Source organism: Agromyces mediolanus (genome assembly GCF_023715325.1).
GTDB lineage: Bacteria > Actinomycetota > Actinomycetes > Actinomycetales > Microbacteriaceae > Agromyces > Agromyces mediolanus_A.
Genome location: NZ_JAMBNX010000007.1, coordinates 82,102 through 102,161 on the forward strand (window position 1 = coordinate 82,102; position 20,060 = coordinate 102,161).

Annotated in this window: 20 protein-coding genes; 6 read left to right on the top strand and 14 right to left on the bottom strand. The window is 66.6% G+C overall.

What is annotated here, in order from left to right:
• The first annotated feature begins 15 nt into the window (after window positions 1-15).
• The 3 genes from M3147_RS13265 to M3147_RS13275 are packed head-to-tail and all read left to right on the top strand — an operon-like array spanning window position 16 to window position 1,840.
• The gene (locus M3147_RS13265) at window positions 16-564 is read left to right on the top strand and encodes a hypothetical protein (protein ID WP_251203942.1); all 549 of its coding nucleotides are present in this window, start codon (window positions 16-18) and stop codon (window positions 562-564) included.
• Window positions 565-621: 57 nt separating this feature from the next.
• Window positions 622-909 carry a hypothetical protein gene (locus M3147_RS13270; protein WP_251203943.1) on the top strand — a complete coding sequence of 96 codons (288 nt, stop codon included), beginning with the start codon at window positions 622-624 and terminating at the stop codon, window positions 907-909.
• A 19-nt stretch (window positions 910-928) separates the two neighbouring features.
• A complete protein-coding gene (locus M3147_RS13275; protein ID WP_251203944.1) occupies window positions 929-1,840 on the top strand; it encodes a cation diffusion facilitator family transporter in 912 nt (303 codons plus the stop codon).
• Window positions 1,841-1,845: 5 nt separating this feature from the next.
• Here M3147_RS13275 and M3147_RS13280 read toward each other — a convergent pair whose 3' ends face one another.
• The 7 genes from M3147_RS13280 to M3147_RS13310 are packed head-to-tail and all read right to left on the bottom strand — an operon-like array spanning window position 1,846 to window position 8,521.
• The gene (locus M3147_RS13280) at window positions 1,846-2,373 is read right to left on the bottom strand and encodes a signal peptidase II (RefSeq protein ID WP_251203945.1); all 528 of its coding nucleotides are present in this window, start codon (window positions 2,371-2,373) and stop codon (window positions 1,846-1,848) included.
• A complete protein-coding gene (gene ccsB / locus M3147_RS13285) occupies window positions 2,373-3,350 on the bottom strand; it encodes a c-type cytochrome biogenesis protein CcsB (protein ID WP_251203946.1) in 978 nt (325 codons plus the stop codon). The genes M3147_RS13280 and ccsB overlap by 1 nt, the downstream gene beginning before the upstream one ends.
• Window positions 3,347-4,933: an apolipoprotein N-acyltransferase gene (lnt, locus tag M3147_RS13290; RefSeq protein WP_251203947.1), complete on the bottom strand. Its 1,587-nt coding sequence runs from the start codon at window positions 4,931-4,933 to the stop codon at window positions 3,347-3,349. The genes ccsB and lnt overlap by 4 nt, the downstream gene beginning before the upstream one ends.
• On the bottom strand, window positions 4,905-5,633 hold the full coding sequence (locus M3147_RS13295) for a DsbA family protein (protein WP_251203948.1): 729 nt from the start codon (window positions 5,631-5,633) through the stop codon (window positions 4,905-4,907). Before M3147_RS13295 ends, lnt begins: the two co-directional genes overlap by 29 nt.
• The gene (gene resB / locus M3147_RS13300) at window positions 5,630-7,297 is read right to left on the bottom strand and encodes a cytochrome c biogenesis protein ResB (RefSeq protein ID WP_251203949.1); all 1,668 of its coding nucleotides are present in this window, start codon (window positions 7,295-7,297) and stop codon (window positions 5,630-5,632) included. Before resB ends, M3147_RS13295 begins: the two co-directional genes overlap by 4 nt.
• 7 nt (window positions 7,298-7,304) lie before the next feature.
• Complete coding sequence (locus M3147_RS13305; RefSeq protein ID WP_251203950.1) at window positions 7,305-8,066, bottom strand: cytochrome c biogenesis CcdA family protein; 762 nt, start codon at window positions 8,064-8,066, stop codon at window positions 7,305-7,307.
• Window positions 8,066-8,521: a TlpA family protein disulfide reductase gene (locus M3147_RS13310; RefSeq protein WP_251203951.1), complete on the bottom strand. Its 456-nt coding sequence runs from the start codon at window positions 8,519-8,521 to the stop codon at window positions 8,066-8,068. Before M3147_RS13310 ends, M3147_RS13305 begins: the two co-directional genes overlap by 1 nt.
• Window positions 8,522-8,807: 286 nt before the next feature.
• Between M3147_RS13310 and M3147_RS13315 the strand changes: the two genes are divergently transcribed.
• On the top strand, window positions 8,808-9,263 hold the full coding sequence (locus tag M3147_RS13315; RefSeq protein WP_251203952.1) for a hypothetical protein: 456 nt from the start codon (window positions 8,808-8,810) through the stop codon (window positions 9,261-9,263).
• A 90-nt stretch (window positions 9,264-9,353) separates the two neighbouring features.
• Here the strand turns inward: M3147_RS13315 and M3147_RS13320 are convergent, their stop codons facing one another.
• From M3147_RS13320 to M3147_RS19645, 7 genes are all read right to left on the bottom strand, one after another.
• Window positions 9,354-11,465, bottom strand: coding sequence for a heavy metal translocating P-type ATPase (locus M3147_RS13320; protein ID WP_285873853.1), 2,112 nt, complete (start codon window positions 11,463-11,465; stop codon window positions 9,354-9,356).
• A complete protein-coding gene (gene cmtR, locus M3147_RS13325) occupies window positions 11,462-11,848 on the bottom strand; it encodes a Cd(II)/Pb(II)-sensing metalloregulatory transcriptional regulator CmtR (RefSeq protein ID WP_308201069.1) in 387 nt (128 codons plus the stop codon). Before cmtR ends, M3147_RS13320 begins: the two co-directional genes overlap by 4 nt.
• Before the next feature lie 300 nt (window positions 11,849-12,148).
• A complete protein-coding gene (locus M3147_RS13330; RefSeq protein ID WP_251203953.1) occupies window positions 12,149-13,378 on the bottom strand; it encodes a Dyp-type peroxidase in 1,230 nt (409 codons plus the stop codon).
• The gene (locus tag M3147_RS13335; RefSeq protein ID WP_251203954.1) at window positions 13,365-13,907 is read right to left on the bottom strand and encodes a copper chaperone PCu(A)C; all 543 of its coding nucleotides are present in this window, start codon (window positions 13,905-13,907) and stop codon (window positions 13,365-13,367) included. The genes M3147_RS13330 and M3147_RS13335 overlap by 14 nt, the downstream gene beginning before the upstream one ends.
• Before the next feature lies 1 nt (window position 13,908).
• The gene (locus M3147_RS13340) at window positions 13,909-14,568 is read right to left on the bottom strand and encodes a copper resistance CopC family protein (RefSeq protein ID WP_251204086.1); all 660 of its coding nucleotides are present in this window, start codon (window positions 14,566-14,568) and stop codon (window positions 13,909-13,911) included.
• A 117-nt stretch (window positions 14,569-14,685) separates the two neighbouring features.
• The gene (locus tag M3147_RS13345) at window positions 14,686-15,267 is read right to left on the bottom strand and encodes a hypothetical protein (protein WP_251203955.1); all 582 of its coding nucleotides are present in this window, start codon (window positions 15,265-15,267) and stop codon (window positions 14,686-14,688) included.
• Between the two features lie 287 nt (window positions 15,268-15,554).
• Complete coding sequence (locus M3147_RS19645) at window positions 15,555-15,884, bottom strand: helix-turn-helix domain-containing protein (protein WP_368859831.1); 330 nt, start codon at window positions 15,882-15,884, stop codon at window positions 15,555-15,557.
• Between the two features lie 141 nt (window positions 15,885-16,025).
• Here M3147_RS19645 and M3147_RS13350 point away from each other — a divergent pair, with 141 nt between their 5' ends.
• Window positions 16,026-16,892 carry a hypothetical protein gene (locus M3147_RS13350; RefSeq protein ID WP_251203956.1) on the top strand — a complete coding sequence of 289 codons (867 nt, stop codon included), beginning with the start codon at window positions 16,026-16,028 and terminating at the stop codon, window positions 16,890-16,892.
• Complete coding sequence (locus M3147_RS13355) at window positions 16,876-20,040, top strand: DEAD/DEAH box helicase (RefSeq protein WP_251203957.1); 3,165 nt, start codon at window positions 16,876-16,878, stop codon at window positions 20,038-20,040. The genes M3147_RS13350 and M3147_RS13355 overlap by 17 nt, the downstream gene beginning before the upstream one ends.
• Window positions 20,041-20,060 lie beyond the last annotated feature (20 nt).

Genomic DNA, 20,060 nt, shown 5'->3' on the forward strand with positions numbered 1-20,060 from the left:
GAGAGCGGAGTCGGCATGGGCGGCATGCACCGGCGGATCGGCGAGAGTGCACTCGTCGCCGTCACGGCTGCCTGCATGATGGCTTTCGCGAACCTGGTCCTGGTGGGGGCTGCGCCGACGCTCGTGGGGTTCGCGTTGTCTGTGGCGTTCTCCGCAGCAGCGTACGGAGTGTTCCGCGGTCGGAGCTTCACGATCTCCCGGGCATTGCTTGGAGTCGTCGCCAGCCAGCTCGTCTTCCACGCGTTCTTCCGCGTCGGAGAGGGGGTGTGCGGGGCGTCGTTCATCGTCGAAGGTAACCAGTTCACCGTTGCCGCCGCCCTCTGGGTCCCGCATGTGGTCGCGTCTGTTGTCACCGCCGCTTATCTGGGGTTCGGGAACCACCTGACGGCGGTCATCGCCGCGGCGGTTAGGCGTCTCGCCCACAGAGCATGGTGCAGGCTGCCGCGGGTCCTCACGCCCGATACCAGGCAGGTCATTGAGTGCGTCCCCCGCCCGCTCCGGGTTCGGTGGTTGGGTGCATCGGTTCGTCGTCGGGGCCCGCCGGTCGTCGTGTTCGCGCTGTAGCGCACACGACCCCGTTCACCTCCGCCGGCGAATGCCGGCCACGACGAAACCAACACCATGCCTATCCACACCGGGCGCCGACGCGTCCTCCCGATCCTCACGCTCTGCATCGGACTGTCCCTCGCCGCCCCGCTGCCAGCGCAAGCTGCCCCGGGCGAATCGGCTGTGATACCAGCCTCCTCGGTCATCGAAGTCGACACGCCAAGCTCGCCAGCGCCGGACCATGAGCAGCGCGCACAGGCCGCCACCATTCGCCTGGTTGTTCTCGCCGGCGTCTTCGGAGTGGTGTTCCTGGGTATCGGGATTGCGTTCTTCCGGATGATCCGGCGCAACCGGCTCGATTGAACGGCGAAGAAGGCTCACTATGTCCCACGAACACGACCACGCGGTATCCAACAACCGCACACGACTCGCCATCGCGTTCTCGATCACCGCGACGATCCTGGTTGCAGAAGTCATCGGTGCAATCTGGACCGGAAGCCTGGCGCTCCTTGTCGACGCCGGTCATATGCTGACCGACGCGTCCGGACTGCTGATGGCGTTGATCGCGGCCTCATGGATGCTGAAACCGCCGACCCCGCGGCACACCTGGGGGTTCAAACGGGCGGAGGTGCTTGCCGCGCTGGCGCAAGCGTCAGTGCTCCTCGCCGTCGGGATCTACGCGTTCATCGAAGGCGTCAAACGGCTGTTCGAGCCACCGGATGTCTCCTCGACGGGTCTGCTCGTGTTCGGCATCGTGGGCCTGGTCGGCAACATCGCGTCCATCCTGGTGCTGACGTCCGGACGTTCAGCGAGCCTGAACATGCGGGCCGCGTTCCTCGAGGTGATCAACGATGCGCTTGGGTCGGTGGCCGTCATCGTCAGCGCCATCGTCATCGCGACCACCGGCTGGGTGCAGATCGACGCCGTCGCAGCAATGCTCATCAGCGCCCTGATCATCCCGCGGACCCTCATTCTCTTGAAGGAGTCCGTCAGCGTCCTCCTCGAGTCCACGCCGAAAGGGCTCGATCTGGGCCAAGTGCGTGCGCACATCCTGGGTATGGAACATGTGGTCGCCGTACACGACCTGCACGCCTCGCAGATCGCGACGGGCCTTCCGGTGTTGAGTGCTCACGTTGTGGTTCAACCGGAGTGCTTCCGCGACGGGCACGCTCCGGCGATTCTTGGTGACCTGCAACAATGCGTTGCCGAGCACTTCGATGTGAACGTGGAGCATTCCACGTTTCAACTCGAGCCGGTCGCCCACCAAGCCACGGAGGCGCACCCGCACGAGTGACCCACTCACTGCGGTGTTGGGACCCGGGAGTCTCGGCGGGCGAGGAGCCGGAGCAGGAACGAGAGCGCGACGCCGACCCCCAGTGCGACGTCAGCGAGGTTGCCGATGAACAGGTCGCCGTACGCGAGGAAGTCAGTGACGTGGCCGACCCCGAAGCCGGGCGGCGCCGCGAGGCGATCCCAGAGGTTGCCCATCGCGCCGCCCCAGATCAGGCCGACCGCAACCGCCCACGGAAGCGACGGAACCCGGGTCGCGGCGACGCCGAGCCCGATGGTTGCCAGAGCGCTGATCGTCGTGAACACCCATGTGGACCCGGCGCCGAATGACATGACGGTGCCGGGGTTGAACGCCAGCTGCAGGCCGAACACGTCACCAATGAGCGGGATCCGCTCACCTTCGGAGAGCGTGCCAAGCGCGAGGAGTTTGCTGGTCTGATCCACGAGTGCCATGGCGAGGCCGATGAGTGCCGTGACGAGGAACGCCCGTCGTCGCGACCACCGGCGGGTCTGTCCGGTCAGGACCTGGTCGCTCATCAGCTGAGACCCGAGTAGGCGTGCAAACCCTTGAAGAAGAGGTTGACGATGGTGAAATTGAACAGCACCGCGGCGAAACCGATGATCGACAGCCACGCCGACCGCGTTCCACGCCAACCTCGGGTGGCACGAGCGTGGATGTAGCCGGCGTACAGGACCCAGATCACGAACGTCCAGACCTCCTTCGTGTCGAACCCCCAATAGCGGCCCCACGATTCGTTCGCCCAGATCGCACCGGCGATCAGCGTGAACGTCCAGAAGATGAACCCGACGATGGCGAATCGGTACGCCAACGCTTCCAGGGTGTCAGCCGAAGGGAACGCACCGGGTCGAGCGTCGGACGGCCGGATGCTCGTCCGTTCACGCCGTGCCTGGATCAGCTGGGTCACCGAGAGCCCGCACGCGATGGCAAACAGTGCCGTCGCCAGGGAGGCGACGAAGACGTGGATGACCAGCCAGATGCTCTTCAGCGGATCCATCAGCGGCACCACGTCGACGTAGAACGCGAGCGTTGCCCCGCCAAGGAGAAGCGCCACCATGCCGACGATGAACGAGCCGAGGAAGCGAAGGTCGTATCGACGCAGCACCACCAGGTACACCGCGATCACCAACGTCGTGCCAGTGAGCGCGAACTCGTACATGTTCGACCACGGCACTCGAGCCGCGGCCACCCCGCGTGTCACCGTGCCGGCGAGATGGAAGAGCAGGCCGAGCGCAGTGAATGCCGTGCCCAGACGTGCCCAGAACGCCCGCGGGCGCAGCTGCGGCGGGAGTCGCAACGGGTCCGGTTCGTCCAACTGAGAGACTGGCCGATCCCCGCCACCTGCCCGGGCGCCGACAAGTTCCGCCGTGCGCGGCTGCGACGCACCGGCCCGGCGGGCCAGATCGATGCTGTAGGCCGTGAACGCGAGGACGTAGAGGGCGATGGCAGTCCATACGGCCAGCAACGACGCCGAATCCAGCGTTGGGGTGTTCATCCGGTTGTTCTCCTGTTCTCGTTGCGTTTGCGTGCGCGCACCAGCCCGGCGAACCCGAGCACGAAGATGCCGGCCACCCCGATGGTCCATTCCGCCCACGGGGCGAGGATCGTGCCGGCGGTGACTCCGGTTCGAAGCGGAACGGTCGTGACCCGCGCACCGGGTTCGTCGGCTGGCAGCGTGTCGAGGACCGATCCGTCGGGGCCGATGGCCTGGCTGGTGCCAACCGTCGATACATTCACGACCGCTCGGCCGGTCTCGATTGCCCGCATTCGTGCGAACGCGAGTTGTTGCAAGTTCTCGTCGGTGCCGCGGAAGTCCGCGTTGTTCGTTTGGAAGACGTACGCCTGCGCGCCGCCAACAGCTCCCGCTCGAATGACGTCGTCGTAGATGACGTCGAAGCAGATCGCGAGCCCGAGCGGTGTGCCTCCGACGTCGACGAGGGGCGGGTTGTTTCCGGGCGAATACTCACGCTGGATGAGTTCGGTGAGGTTTGGGACCAGAAGCTCGTAGAACCAGCGATCCGGAACGTACTCACCGAACGGGACCGGGTTGACCTTGTCATGCAGTTGCGGGCCGGCGTCGTTTCCGTCCCCCCAGAGAAGGGTCGTGTTGAAGGTGCGCCCGTCGCGGGCAGTCGCGCCGTTCACCAGGAGTGGGGCGCCGGTCTGCGTCGCGAGACGGTCGAGCCGTGAGGCAACCGCCGGGTCGTTCACGGCGTCGCCGTCGACGCTGCCCTCAGGCCAGACGAGCAGGTCCATCCGGGTGCCGAGCAGTGGTTCAGTCGCCTCTTCCTGCGCGGTGAAGATGTCGCCAGGGCGACGCGCATCGAAGTACCCCGCTGGCCCGTCGCCCTGGACCCACCCGATGCGGAACGTTCCCGCCGTGACCGTCGGGAACTGCGGGACGAGCGCGATCAGCGTCAACACCGCGGTCAGACCACCGAGCATCGCAAGACGAACGGGAGGAGCGTGGCGGAAGCCCTCAATGATGACCGCGCCAGCCCAGACGAGGACGAAGCTGAGACCGGTCACCCCAGTCCAGGAGACGAGTTCCGCCAATGGGCTCTCCACCTGGGTCATCCCGAGTCGCGCCCAAGGGAAGCCGGAATACGGCCACGCCCCGGCGAGCAGTTCCCGCCCAGTCCAGATCGCCGCGACGACCACCGGTGTGAGCAGCAGCTGGCCGACCCGGCCGGGTGCCAGTTCCGGCAGCCACCGGTACGTCAACGTGATCAGCACCGCACCGAACGCGACGAGAGCGGACTGCAGCACCGCCAAGGCGACCCATGGCAGGGGGCCGAGAAACTCGCCGATCCAAACCAGGTGCGCGAACGAGAACGCCGCACCGTAGCTGAAGCCGACCAGGGCGGCACCCGAAACGGTGCGTCCAATCAGCGCGACCAGCGCGAGCGGCACGCTGAGGAAGACAACCGGCCACCAACCCACCGACGGGAACGCGACATCGAGCAGGAACCCACCCACCGTGGAAGCGGCGACGGCCGGAGCGAGGTTGAGAACTGGTGCCGGCGGTCGTCGCTGCTGGGGGCGGGCCTCAGTCTGCGATGGCGCGGTCGAGAGCATCAGTGAGGTCGGTGTACTTGGACAGCTCGAGCAACTCGCCATCGAGGTAGAACGTGGGCGTGCCGCTGACCTGCAGCGAGCGTCCCTCGTCAACGTCCTGCTGCACACGAGCCTGTGTTGCCGGGTCGGCGACCGCGGCGTCGTACGCGCTCATGTCCAGGCCGAGCGCTTCGGCGTACCCGCGGAACGTGTCCGCCCTGGACTCTTGCTGCTCGCTCCACTCGGTCTGGGTCTGGAAGAGCTTGTTGTACATGTCCTCAACCCGGCCCTGCTGGGCGGCGGCCTCGACGGCGATGGCAGCGTTCATCGAGTTGAAGTGTCCAGGAAGCGGGAAGTATCGGAAGGCGTAGTTCAGCTTCCCGTCGTACTGCGTCCGAATCTGTTCGATGTACGGGTAGAACGCGCCGCAGGCCTCGCACTCGAAGTCGAGGTACTCGACGAGCGTTGGTGCGTCCGGACCGACCTCATCGAGCACGTGGGTGTTGGAGCGGGTGCCCGGCAGTTCGCCGTCGGCTGCTGCGGGCGTCGTTGACGTGGGCCCATCCGAGGAAGTGCGTGGCTGCGCGGCGATCCCCACGATGAGTGCGACAAGCAGCAGCATGATAGCGACCGCTGCCGTGATGATCCCGATCTTCAACGGCGTCATCCGTCGGCGAGGTTGAGTTGCGGGCGAGGGGCGCTTGGATTTTGAGGTGTTCATGATGCTCCTTGGGTTGGGGTCTGGGAGGTGAGGGCTGCGTGGTGGCGGGATTGGATGTCGGACAGTGCACGGCCCAGGCTTGGGTCCTCACCTCGTGCGAGCGCCGCGAACTCGGTGCGCACGGTGGTGGGTTCGACGAGGCTGCACTTCACCCAGATGCGGCGGCGGGGGACTAGGAGCGCGGTGATGAGGCCCAACGTTGCCAGTACCGCAAACCCGAGTACCCAGGTGGCGCCGGCGTCTCGTTGAACCTGTAGCGAGGCGAAGCGCAGCACGGATTCGGGGGCGCCTTCGACTTTCATGTCCTCGAAGGTGACGGTGCCCCACCCGTTCGGCAGGTCGGCGGTCTCCCCGGGCCGGAGCTCGATGGACGCCGCCCCGCTGTCCCCGCCGGTGAGTTGTGTCATGCCCGAGGTGTCCAGGCTGTACACCGAGCGGGGCGTGCCGTCGTCGATTCCGAGGTCGCCGGCGAAAACGTTGAACGTCACGACTGGGTTCACCAGAGCGGGGTACACGGACGTGTAGGCCCCGGAGGCGAGCGCATCCTGGGTGGGGTAGAGGAAGCCGACCAGTCCGACCTGTTCGGGGAGCCCGTCCGGGATCTTGATGGTGCCGAGTGAGGTCATCATCGAGTCCTGCGGCAGGAACGGCTGCATCTCCCGGTAGATGACGGTGCCGTCGGCACCGCGGACCGTGATCGTGGGGGCGTACCCGTTCCCCAGGAGATAGATGCGGTCGCCACGGACGTCGATGGGGGCGTTGACGCGCACGGTCGCCGTCCGAGGTTCCGCCGTGGGCGTGTCGCGCACCATGAGCTGGGCAGCGAAGTTTCCGGCTTGCCCGGCCGCTGGTGTGCCGGGCGCCTCGTACGTCACATCGAAGCGGTCCAGGGTGAGCGAGTACGGGGCGAGCTCGCCGTCGTCGACGAAACGACCGGGTGAGAAGGACGAGTAGTCACTCAGCGTGTTTACAAAGGAGGTGCCTTCGACGATCACTCGTTGCCCGGTGTAGGCGTTTCCGCTGCCGACGAGCACGGCCACGAGCACACCGACCAGAGCCACGTGGAAGACCAGATTCCCGGTCTCTCGTAAATAGCCGCGTTCGGCTGAGACGGAGTCGGAACCCGCGGTGGAGTACCGCTCAACCCGGTACCCGCGGTCCTTGAGGACTCGTTCGGCGGCGTCGATGGATCGGTCCGCGGCGTCCCGAGCTGCTGCGGGCTCGGTGAACTCGTGTTCGTCGACGAGGTGCTGGTCGAGTCGCCCCAGGTTTCGTGGGGTACGTGGCGGGCGGGACCGCAGCGCACGAGCGTGGTGCCGGATTCGGGGAATCACGCACCCGATCAGCGACAGAAACAGCAGGAGGTAGATCGCGGAGAACCACGCTGAACTGTAGAGGTCGAACATCTGCAGCCCGTCAAGGACCGGCGCGATGCCCGGGTTGTTGCGGAAGTAGGCGGCGACCCCGTTCGGGTCGGCGGAACGTTGCGGGAAGATCGAGCCGGGAACGGCAGCCGTTGCCAACAACACCAGCAGCAGCAATGCGGTGCGCATGCTGGTCAGTTGCCGCCAGCCCCACCGGAGCCACCCACGCCAGCCGAATGCCGCGGGGGTGGTAGAGGGGGTCGCGTCGACGTGATCCCCGGGACGTGCCGGATCGGTCATGGTGGGTTCAGAGGGGGAGCGTGACACGGAGCATCACCCCCTGGAGGGAGGACATCAGTGCCGTCCAAGCGCCGCTGACCATGAGCGCACCGAGGAGCATGAGTAGGATCCCTCCGGCGACGTTGATGACCCGGATGTGCCGGCGAAGGAAGCCGAGGGACCGGCTCGCCCATCCGAGGCCGAGGGCGAGCAGTATGAACGGGATGCCGAGACCGAGTGAGTACGCCAAGCCCAGCAGGCCAGCGCGAACGGGGTCGCCGAGGTTCCAGGAGACGGACATGATCGCAGCGAGCGTCGGGCCGATGCACGGAGTCCACCCGACGCCCAGGGCGATACCGAGAAGCGGCGCCCCGATCAGGCCCACGCGTTCCGGTGCCCGCCACCGGAACACTCGCTGCATGGGGCGGAACGCGCCGATAAACGCCAGACCCAGCAGGATCACGATCACGCCGAGGAACCGGGTGATGACGTTCGAGTACTCGAGGAAGAAGCGGCCGAGGACTCCGCCGACGACGGTGACCGCGATGAACACCAGGGTGAACCCGCCGATGAAGAGCAACACACCCAGCAGGAGTCGGTTCCGCTCCCGCCCCGATTTGCTGTCCGGGCGAGTGTCGGCGCGGACCCCGAGGGAGCTCCCGAGGTACCCGAAGTAGCCGGGCACGAGGGGGAGCACACACGGTGAGACGAACGACAGCAGCCCGGCAAGCAATGCGACGAGGGCGGCGAGCCAGAGTGCCCCATCGAAGATCAGCAACGACGGGTTCATCAGCTCTCCGCGAGGACGGTGTCGACAAGTGAGGCGAGGATGGATGCCGACTGCAGCTGCCCGATCACCCGCGCTGCGACGCGTCCACTGCGGTCCATCACCAGGGTGGTCGGTGTCGCTTGGATCGGAGTCACCGCGGCGAATGCGAGTTTGACGGTGCCGTCGTTCACGTCGATGACGCTGGGATAGGTGACGCCGTTCTCCTCCGCGAAGGAGATCGCGGTCGCCGGCTGGTCGTAGATGTTGACGCCGAGGAAGCCGACGTCGTCGTTCTGATACTCCTGCCACACCTCTTCGAGGAAGGGCGCTTCGACGATGCATGGCCCGCACGCCGCGTACCAGAAGTTCACGACGTACACCCGATCCCGGTAGTCGGTGCTGGAAACGGGCGCACCTCGCTCCGTGGTCGATTCGAACGACACCGGTTCGCCGCGCTTGTCCGGCGGGATCTCCACGACCCTGAAATCGCCGGACTCGTATGTCGTGCCGGCGGAGTCTCCGGACGTTGACGACGCGGCCGAGCAGCCTGCGAGGGCGAGGCTCGTGGCGGCGAGTGTAGTGATCGCGGCGGCTACCGCTCTGCGCCAGGCCGGCGCAACGGGATGGACAGCGGACTGCGACGAAGCGGGTCGTCGCGACATGAAACGCATGTGGTCTCCGAATGGACGCGAGACTGCAAGCTCGCGCGGTGTATCGCGGGGAGGGAGTTCGCGAGGGGGTGCCTCGGCGATGGGATGGCACGTGGCGCCCTATCCGTCGCAACTCACCTGGCGACGGCAGGCCGATTCGGAGTACGGCCTACGTTCGGCTGATGCAGATCTGGTTCAGCGCGAGGGGGATGGGGCGACGACGGCCAACTGGACGCAGCGTCATACGCTCGGAGCTTGGGAGGAGGAGCGCGAGCTGCGGGAGTGCACGCGTGACCAGCGCAACTACGAACAACGCGACGAGGCAGGCCAGACCGACGCAGAGCGCCAAGACGTCCGGGGCCGAACGTTCGCCGGGAGCGACTCGCGTTTCGGCAGCCGCGGCGTCACCGACCTCGATGGTTGGGATGGAGACCTGCGCGAGAGCAGCCTGCCCAGACGTCGGCTCGGCCGCCTCCGCCGTGTGACAGAACAGCAGCGCAAGACTGGCGCCGAAAACGATCACCAACGCGATGAGAGCGTGACGCAGCCGCGTCAGCAATCGGGTTGATGCGTTCACAGTTCCTCATTTGTCGGGGAGGTCCCGGCCAAGATAACAGACGGATGCTGGGAGGAACTGACCTCGTTCGCGGTGGCCAGCTCAGACCCGAGCGGGTTCAGGAGTTCCCGAAAGAAGCTCGGCCGTCTTCGCCCGTGCCGGCCGCCGAGCCGCGCGGACGCCGTTCAGGATGACGACGACTTCCGCGATCTCGTGCACCAAGACGACACCAGCCAACCCGAGTACCCCGAACAGGGCGAGCGGGAAGAGCCCGATGATGATCGCGAGGGCGAGGCCGATGTTCCACGTCATGATGCGTCGACCACGGCGGGCGTGAGCGAACGCCATCGGCAGCAGCCTCAGGTCCTGCCCGGTGAACGCGACGTCAGCCGATTCAACCGCCGCCGCGGAACCGGTGACGCCCATCGCGATGCCGACCGTAGCTGTTGCAAGCGCCGGGGCGTCGTTGATGCCGTCACCGACCATCGCGGTGGGCGCATCGGTGAGCATCTGGGTGACCGCGGTCGCCTTGTCGGCCGGCAGCTGTTCAGCGCGGACCTCGGTGATGCCGGCTTGCGCGGCCAACGCCTGAGCGGTTCGGGTGTTGTCGCCGGTGAGCATGACGGGGCGGATGCCCTGATCGGTCAGCATCCGCACAGTCTCGGCAGCTTCGGGTCGGAGTTCGTCCCGGATGCCGATGAGGCCAACGACTTCCCCGTCCACCTGGACTACGACAACCGTCATCCCCTCTGCTGCGAGGGTCTCGGCGTCGCCCGCGAGGACGCCAGGGCTGAGCCAGCGGGTGTTGCCGACGCGGACCTCAGCACCGTCGACCAGGCCGGTTAGGCCGTGCCCGGCGTCTTCAACGACGCCGGTGGCGGCCGGGCGGGCGGGTGCCGCGGCGAGGATGGCAGCAGCGAGCGGATGCGTGCTACCGACCTCGACAGCGGCCGCGAGCTCGAGTACCCGCTCACGTCCGACATCCGGGCTGCTGCGGACGTCGACGACCCGAGGTTCGTTGCGGGTGAGCGTGCCGGTCTTGTCCAGGGCGATCTGGCGGATGGTGCCGAGCTGCTCGAACGCTTCACCGGACTTGATGATGACACCGAGCTTTGAGGCCGAGCCGATAGCGCTGATGACGGTCACCGGCACGGCGATGGCAAGCGCGCACGGTGATGCGGCGACGAGGACCACCAACGCCCGTTCGAGCCACGTCGACGGGTCGCCGACCACGAAACCGAACACCGCGACGAGGGCCGCGACGATGAGCACGATGGGGACGAGCGGGCGGGCGATGCGGTCCGCGAGACGAGCTCGCTCACCCTTCCGGGCATGAGCCTGTTCGACGAGGGCGACGATCTGGGTCAACGAGTTGTCGCGGCCGTCCGCGGTGGCTTCGATCCGCAGAGTGCCGGAGCCGTTGATCGACCCTGCGGGCACCGCGTCACCAGGTCCTACAGCGACAGGGATCGACTCACCGGTGACAGCCGAGGTATCGACGCTTGAGCGCCCATCCACCACGACACCGTCCGTGCCGACCCGCTCGCCTGCACCGACGACCAGGAGGTCGAGTTCACGGACGTCGGCAGCGGGGATGGTGACGTCTCCGCTTAGCCGCGAGACCCGGACCGTGTCGGGAATCAACGAGAGGAGCGCGCGCAGTCCTTCCTTCGCGCGATCCATGGCCCGGTCCTCGAGCGCTTCGGCGAGCGAGAACAGGAACGCCAGCGCCGCGGCCTCTCCGACATGACCGAGCGCGACGGCACCGACCGCGGCAATGGTCATGAGCAGGCCAACTCCGAGCCGGCCACGCACGAGACGGCGAACAGCTCCAGGAACGAACGTGTAGGCGCCGGCGATGAGCGCGACCCACTGGAACACCAGCGCGGGAACACCGAGCCCGGACCACTCGAGCGTGTATCCCATGGCGAGCGTGATGCCGGAGATCGCTGAGGGAAGCAGCGCCACGTCGCGCCACCAGGGTGGGCGCACTTCGTGTTCGGTGGCCTCAGGCGCCTCCCGCTGGGAGGCGGGGCCTGGGCCGCAGCATGCGTCCCCGTCATCGACGGGGGCTCGTAGCGCGAGGGACGGGCGGCTGGTCTCGGCCGGCTCGGGCGGGCAGCACGCGTCAGTTTCGACGGGCCGGGCCCTCAGCTCAAGTCGGCGGATCTTGGGCTCGCGCGGCACGTCTGGGCCGCAGCACTCCTCGCTCATGCCGTCACGCCTGTCCCGGCGGTGAGCTCCTCAGCCCCCGGGCCGCAGCAGAGGGGTACGTCGCAGTACTCGTCCGTGCAGGGCTCACCATCGTCGACGGCGAGCACAGTCTTCACGAGCTCGCCAATCGCTCGGGTCAGATGAGGGTCAGCGATCTCGTACCGCGTCTGTCGCCCCTCAGGCGTGGCGACTACCAGCCCGCAGCCGCGAAGGCAGGCTAGATGGTTCGACACGTTCGTGCGAGTGAGCTCCAACTGCCGGGCCAGCTCCGCCGGGTAGCCGGGTTCATCCAGCAGCGAAAGCAGGATCCGCGACCGGGTGGGATCGGCCATCGCCCGGCCAAGCCGGTTGAGCACATCAAGTCGAGACGCAATAGTCAGCACGCAATGACCATACAGCATTCACTGACTAATCTCGACACTGTCAGGGGCTAGCTCGTCCCTGTTTCCGCGGGTCTTGACGCGTCATTCGCGGAACCGGCCGGAGCCGGTCCGCGAAGTCGCCCAGTCGATGTGACTCGTCCCCCGCCTCTCAGACCAATAGCCAAACGGGTTGAGCGCGCCCTAGGCCCCAATCGTGACGTCGATGGAGGCCGCGCAGGCCGTGCACGCCATCGGGTTCCGCACCCATGAGTTCCGCACCCATGAGATGAGGGTGCGGAACCCGATAGCCCGGGCCGTAGGTCAGGCGAGCAGGGTCTCGCCGACGTAGCCGCCCTGCTCGCAGCCCGGCGGGATCGCGAAGACCGCGGATCCGATGGGGGTGGTCCACTCGTTCAGCAGGTCCAGCTCATCCAACCGGGTCTGGATCGGGACGAACTGTCGGTCGACGTCTGCCTGGAAAGAGATGAACACGAGCCCGGTGTTCGAGATCGCTTCCGGGTCGTCCGGGGTGTCGTCGTAATTGTACGAACGGCGGAAGATCACCTCGTCCGCCGTTTCCGGGCGTGCGCGGCGCATGTGGGAGAACTCCGGAATCTCTGGGAATCCGATGGCTGTTGTGGCCTCCCAGTCCGGGGTGTCGCGCTCCGCGGTCCCGGTCAGCGGCGCGCCGTTGCTCAGGCGCCGGCCGACGGCCAACTCCCGCCCGGGCCGGTCCAGCCGGTCCCACTTGTCGACATCCATCCGGATGCGTCGAACGACCATCCCGGTGCCGCCAGCAAGCCAGCTGGCATCCTTCACCCAGACGACGTCAGCGAGCTCCGGGCTGCCGAGCGCGGGGTTTGTGGTGCCGTCGACTTGCCCGAACAGGTTCCGCATCGTCGTCCCGGTCGGTTCTGAACCGTACGCCCGCCGGAACCCCCGCTGCGTCCACCGGATCGTCGCGAACCGGCGGGCGTCTTTCAGCAGCATCCGCAGGGTGTGCGCAACCGTCAGCGGATCATCCGAGCAGACCTGCAACAGCAAGTCGCCGTCGTTCCAGGCCGGGTCGAGCTGGTCCACTTTGAACGCGGGCAGCGGGCGCACCCAGGCGTGGGCCGCCGGGTCCGCCCCCGCACGGCGGACGAACTCCGCCCCGAACCCGAAAGTGATGGTGAGGTTCGCTGGGACGAAGCTCAGCTCGGGCTCGGTGTCGGCGAGCGGGTTCACCCCTTGGGCCATCCGGGCCGCATCATCAGACAGCAACCGCATCATGGACGCGAGCTGGGACCGGTCGACGCCGTCGCGCAAATCGAGGGCGACGAGTGTTGCGTGTGCGGCAGGCGCCGTATCGATCCCGGCCTGATGTGCACCGTGGAACGGCACCACCCCGGTGCCGTTCAACACGTCGGCGACCGCATCCTTCGCGGGCGCGGGGTTGAGGACCTGATCCGCGGCCACCGCGCTGACGGCGCCGGCGCCGGCAACCGCTCCGCCGAGGAGTAGTTGGCGGCGGCTCAACCCGCCCGGTTGGGTCTGGCTACTTCGGCGCATCGCCCATGTCCATCTCGGTCTCCGGGGTGTACTTCTCGTTCGCGCCGGAGTAGTCCTTCACCACGGTCGAGAACGTGGACGTGCTCCCGTCGGAGAACTCCAGCGAGACAGTGAGGTCGGTGCCTGACACCAGCGGTTCGCTCAGTCCCATGATCATCAGGTGGTCGGCACCCGGCTCGAGGGCGAGCGTGTCGCCGGGCTCGATGACGAAGCCGCCCTTCTTCGGCTGCATCACCATCTCGCCGCCCTCGTTCTGGACGGTCTCATGCAGTTCGATCATGCCGGCGAAGTCCGCGCTGGCCCGTTCAATGGTGATCGGGGCGTCGCCGGTGTTCTCGAGCAGCCCGAAACCGCCGGTCATGTCGGTATCGGTCGCCTTGACCCATGCGTCCGTCACCGTGAGCGACTCGGCGGCGGTCGCCGGGCTCGGCTCCGTGGCCTCCGGGGTTCCGGCGGCGGCGCAGCCGGTGAGGGCAAGCGCGAGAATCGCGATGCCGGCGATGGTGGTGGTGCGGCGGGTGAGGTTCATGTCAGTCCTTCGAAGTGGTGGGTGAGTCCGACGGCTCGGAGCCGTCGGACTGGTCGGAGTTGTCGGAGTTGTCGGAGTTGTCGGAGTTGTCGGAACGGGGGCGGCGGCGGCCGAGCGTGATCCCGACGATGACAAGGCCCAGCGCGAGGGCCGCGCCGAACGCGGCGACCAGGCCGACCCGGAGCCAAGTCTCGGACCCGGTGTCCGTGGACGGCGCCGGCTTCTCCTCGTCTCCGGCCGCACTGGATGGGTCGGCACTCGCCGGCGCGCTCGGCGCGGTGGTCGGGATGACCGTGTCTGCGCCGATGCCGATCTGGAAGATGTCACTGATGGGGTGGCCGTCGCCGGAGATGGCCCGCCAGCGGACGCTGTAGACGCCGTCGGGCATCCCGTCCTCGAGCGCGGCCGTGACGGTGTTCGCATCGACGACGACGTCGCCGTCGACCCAGTCAGTGCCGTCGGCGTCGTCGACGATGATGATCGCCCCAAGCGGGAGGACCTCATCGGTGAATTCGAGCACGACCTCCTTCGGTGAGACATCGACGACAGCGCCTTCGGCGGGGCTGGTGCTTTGAATGGATTCGTGGGCGATGGCGGGCGCCGCAGGCGCGACGGCGATGAATGCCGCCGCTGCTATCGCGGTGAGAACCGCCCCGCGCACACGTGAACGTGCAGGCAAACGGGGCTCCTTGATGGAGAGGGTGAGCGTGAAGAGTCCGTGGGCGCGTCAGGCGCGCAGGACGGACGCGTCGGGCGACGCGTTCAGGAAAGCAACGGGCTACGCGGCCACCGGTGGCCCACGTCGTGGCGCGGTGAGGACCGTTCGAGCGGTGAGTGCCGGACGCTCAAGCCAGCTCAGGAGTGTGCGGACTGGCCGCGAAACCGGGGCGACCGCGATGAGGCGAATCGACGCTACGACCCGCTCGTGGATGCGCGTCGCGACGCGGCTGAGCCAGTCGGCGACTGCTTCGGCAAGCTGCAAGAGGCCGAACGTGAGCACCGCGGCGCCCGCATGCGAGAGCGCCATCCCGTCCACCGGGAGGTCGGCGGCCAACGGAAGCTGAACCATGCCGTGCGCACCATGCCCGACCGCGGGCTCATCGCCGAAGCGCGACGGAGCGACCGAGAACAGCCCGTGGAACAGGTACTGGCTGGCGGCAACCCCGGCGGCGGTTTGGAGCCACCGCAGCCGGCGCCCGGACAGGGCGGTGCAGATCGGGACGCCGAGCACTACTGTCGCTAGGATTCCCTGCCAGGACGGCACCGGCCCGCCTCCGAGCACGTGCGCGAACACCGCGACGTAGCTTGCGGCCAAGGCGACGGCGACGCCGCGGGCGACGCGACTCCACCGACCGGACATGCAGCCATTGTCCCTCATCACCGGAGCGCCGGCGATCCGCCCTGGTCTCGACGCTGGATACGCGCGGGTCGGGCGTCTTCGTCCAAACCGGAGGCTTGCGTTCTCAGGCCCAAAATGCATATATCTGCGTATGAATTCAGATAACGAGTGCGGGCTGAGTGTGGAGAGCCAGTACGTCGAGCTCGCCGTGGCGAACCGCGGCGTTACGCTCGGGTAGCCGCACCGCCAGGCGCCCCTCAGTCGGAAGCGTTGCGAGGTCGCCTATCGGAGCGACCGTGTCCACCACCTCAGCGCTGCCGTCGGCCACCTGCCGCGCCCGCCACAGCCCCAGCAGCAGTACCCCGTGGCCGAGGTTTCGCCCGCGCCGGCTGCGGCGCCGCCAACCGGTACACATCCTCCAAGGCAGCGAGCGGCACGCCGCAGGCCTGGAGTAGCCGGAAGATCGCGAAGAGGCTCGTGCCCGTTGCCGACCCCGACTCAATCAGGCGAAGTGTGGACGTCCCAACCCCAGCCTTGCGGGCGAGATCCTCTTGGCGAAGCCCCGCGGCCCGCCGTGCACCGCGAACACATTCACCAAGCGCAGCGCCGGCTCGAACCTTCTGGATGTCAGACATCATCGCTAGAATAGTAGCGCTATGAAACTAGCGGAAACAGACACGGTTCGACGCGCCGGACGTGGGTCGCGCCACCACGTCCGGCGTGCCCGATACACTCGCCCTCAAGCACGCAGGACGTGCAACCGGGGGGTGGAGGTGCGCGTGCCCGCGATCAGCGAGTACTTCAAGACGGTCGGCGAGTGGGACGACGGTGTCCACCGATTCAGGGTGATCACGCCGGATCACGCCGATTGGCTGACCGGACTCGCCGAGCTCTACCGAGAGCTGCGCACCGCCTCTCGTGTTCCCATCGGTGACCTTGGCCTCACCGGCCTTGAGGGATTCGATGTCGAAGATCTCCAGGCTGCCCTCGTCGCAACACAGGTCCCTACGCGCCACAGTGGATCGCCGAAGGTGAAGCACATGGCGGTCGAACGCTCTGACATCGGCGAGCTCGTGCTCGCGCTCATCGGAGAGCTGAAGTACGGCTACAACTACGGGTACCGGTCCGTGCGTGACCGTGAGCTGGTGAAGCTCCCAGGTCGCGGCATCGATCAGATCGGCGTTCTCGAACTGGATCTCACCAACGGGGAGCGCGCCTACGTCCTCTCGCTCGGCGAAGCGAAGGTTTCTATCGACAAGAACTCACCTCCCGCGGTCGTCGACGGCTCGAAGGACTGCCTTCGCGTTCAGCATCGAGGACACCTCACCGAGTCTGCAGAGTCGATCCAAAAGGTCCTCGGCGCCGCCCGACACACGGCGGATCGGGATACTGCCCGGCAACTGTTCGCGGCCGGCATGTTGTGGCGTCAGGGTTCCGACAAGGTCACGCTGCGCAGCACCTCGATGCTGGTCCGCGACCGCAACCATCAGCCCACCGACTTCGGGTCGTTCCGGGCTTCGCCGTCCGACTACGATCCGGGCACATCGACTTCACGATCCTGGTCATCGACACCGGCGACATCGAGGAGCTCGTCGATGAGTTCCTCGCCCTCGCACGCCAGGAAGCAGCATGAACCGTCGGTCTGAGTTCGACAGCATGCTCCACGCCACCGGCGTGTTCACGGTCGCGGCCGACGCCGAGCGGGACACCACACTGGTCAGCGTGCTCGGGCAGGGGGCAGCGAGCGAGAACGCTGAGGACCTCGTCCTCAGCGCTGAGATGCTCGAACTCGAGGCTCTCGACGAGCGCGACCCCGCCCGCCGCAAGCAACTGCTGGAAGACGCGTTCTCCTGCTGGATTCGGCTTGCGCTCGGCGAGGACCTGTCGCCGCTAGCGGATGGGGCCGTGCCCGCAGAGCTCGCTGTCGTACTGCACCTCGCGGCGACCGGTACTGCAGCTGACCGGGTAACCGAGACCAGGCAGGCGCTCATCCGCTTCCTGCCCCCAGCGTCCGACCTCATCCAATCTCAGGACCCGGATTGGGCCCGAGCTGTCATCTCCGATACGGTCCTTGCGTTCGCCCTGCTCACCCGAAAGCACGGTGGGTGGAACGACGTTGGGCTCGCGCTGGAGCTGCTCCAGTCACTCCGCGACCGTCAAGCAGACCACGAACCGGCGTTCCTCCAGCCATTGCAGACGGCGCCAGTCTCAGGCGCGGAAGAAGCGAGTGAGGACAGCGCAGACCCGCGTATCGGAGTGATGCGGCTGGTGGCTGGGTACCACCTAGCTCAGCTGGCCACGACCGCAGGCAAGTACATCGAAACCGGACAAGGGTCGACCCAGCAGGCCGTCACGCGCCTGGACACCCACCGCTCGCAGGCGCTTCGGGCCGTTGCCGAAATCAACGACGGAACGTTGGCGCGGGTCATCGACCTGGTCCACCTCGGTCTTCGTCCGCTCGTGGAGCGATCCATCTGGGCACAAGTTGAGACTCTCGGGTCTAAGGTTGGACGCTTGGCGGGAGCGTTGGCACACCGCGAAAACCCCAGCCCGATGCTCGAACTCTGGCCCAGCCAAGTCGAAGCGATGAACAAGAACCTGCTCGACGCATACCGTCGGGCGGTCGTCGTCCAGATGCCCACCAGCGCCGGCAAGACGCTGCTCGCCGAGTTCTCCATAGTGCAGACGCTCTCACTGAACGAGAAGGGGCGCGTCGCGTACATTGTGCCGACGCGAGTACTCGTCAATCAGGTCACCGATGAGCTGCGACGCGACCTTAAACCACTCGGTTACTCGGTTGAGCAAGCGATCCCGGTCATTGACCTCGACCCGACCGAAGACCTGCTTCTGAACAGTCTCCCGCACGTGCTTGTCACCACACCTGAAAAGCTCGACCTCCTCGTGCGGACCGCCCACCCAGTGATCGAGGACCTCGCGATGGTGGTCGTCGATGAAGCGCACAACCTCGGAGAAGCGAACCGAGGCGCGCGTCTAGAGCTCGTCCTGGCGACCATCCGCCGCGACAAGCCCTCCGCTCGGTTCCTCCTGCTTTCACCGTTCGTGCCGAACGCGAAGTCCCTATCGGACTGGCTGGGCGGCGACCGAGGCTCCAGCATCCGCGTCGACTGGAAGCCGAACAAGAAGCTCATCGGAGAGCTCGCCATCCGCAAGCAGAGAAACCCCCACGATGGCCGACGAAAGGACAGCTTCCTCACCCTGTCGCCCATCAAGGCCGCCGACAACTACCATCTCCCATCGGATAGCGTGCTCGAGCTCGGGCAAGTCACCATGCCAACGGCATCGCTAGCGAACATCGCCGCCGCCGCACACGAACGACTCGAGAGTCGAGGCGCGACCCTGCTGGTCTGCAACGGCAAACCCAAAGCGACCAAGCGTGCCGTGGAGATCGCGAAGGAGCGGCTGGACCGCCCGCTCAGCCCGCGTGCGGAAGCCGTCCATCGCCACGTCGTCACCGAACTCGGTGAAGACAGCCCGCTCGCGATGTGCATCCGACGCGGTGTCGCGTATCACCATGCAGGCATGTCAGGCGATACCCGACGACTTGTCGAAGAACTCGTCCTGCACGGCGATGTAGACGTCGTTTGCGGCACGACCACCCTCGCCCAGGGGGCGAACTTCCCCCTCACGAACGTCATCATCGAGTCTTTCCGGATGGGCGACGGTGACATCACTCACGCCCAGTTCTGGAACATCGCGGGACGCGCTGGAAGAGGCATGCTCAGCGGAATGGGGGTCGTCGGCTTCCCTGTAACCACCGCCGAACAACGCGCCAAATGGCAGACGTTCTTCGAGGACGACGCCGCCGACATCGCCAGCCGCCTCGCCGCCGTCGTTGAACACGCTGACAGCATCGGAACCGACTTCCTCAGCGCGTTGAACCGAAGCTCTGACGTCGAGAGCCTTTCCGAGTTCCTCCAGTACCTCGCGCATGCCCTGCGTGTATCCGGCGCATTGAGTTCCGCCAATGAGATCGAAGACCTCCTGCGATCCAGCCTGATCTTCGCGGAGACCGAACGCGTCTCGCGGAAGGCGGCACAGCAGCTCGTGCAACTGTGCCGTGGCTACCTCGACTCCTTGCAGGGCAAGGGTTCACTCGTCTCACTCGCCGACGGCACCGGATTCTCGACGCCCGCGATCAACCTGCTCCTGGGCGGGCTTCGTGAGCACCCCGACATGCGAAACCCTCAGAACTGGGAACCGCATGCGCTGTTCGGATCAAGTCTTGACCCCCTCACGCAACGACTCGAACTCGTGTCCAAGATGCCTGAACTCCGGCTGGCACCCGACGAAGAGCGAGGCGATTTCAACCCGCGACGTGCCGCCCTCATCCTCCGCGACTGGGTGAACGGCATGCCGCTGCCCGAACTTGTCGCAAAGCACGCCAAGGTGAGGAAGGATGCCGCCGCTACCCACGCGTCTTTCGTCACCTACCTACTCGGTAGGCTGTCGCAGAACGCGAGCTGGGGGCTCGGAGCCCTGGAGAAGGTAGCTTTCGCAGGCAAAGAACCCGCAAGGGACGAAACCGCACGCTACGTCCCCACCATGGTGTTCTACGGTGTCAACACCCCGGAAGCCACCTGGATGCGAATGGCAGGGCTACCGCGCGATGTCGCCCGAGGCGCTGCTGACATCTGGCGAGAAGAAGGACGCGACGCCCCGCGCTCCTTCGACGACATTCGAGGCTGGGTCAGCGGCCTCACCCCCAACCAATGGGAAGGTGCCTTGGAGGGGACCGCGATTCGTCCGGAAGACGTCAAACACCTCTGGACGTAGCTAGCCCGTCAAGACGAACG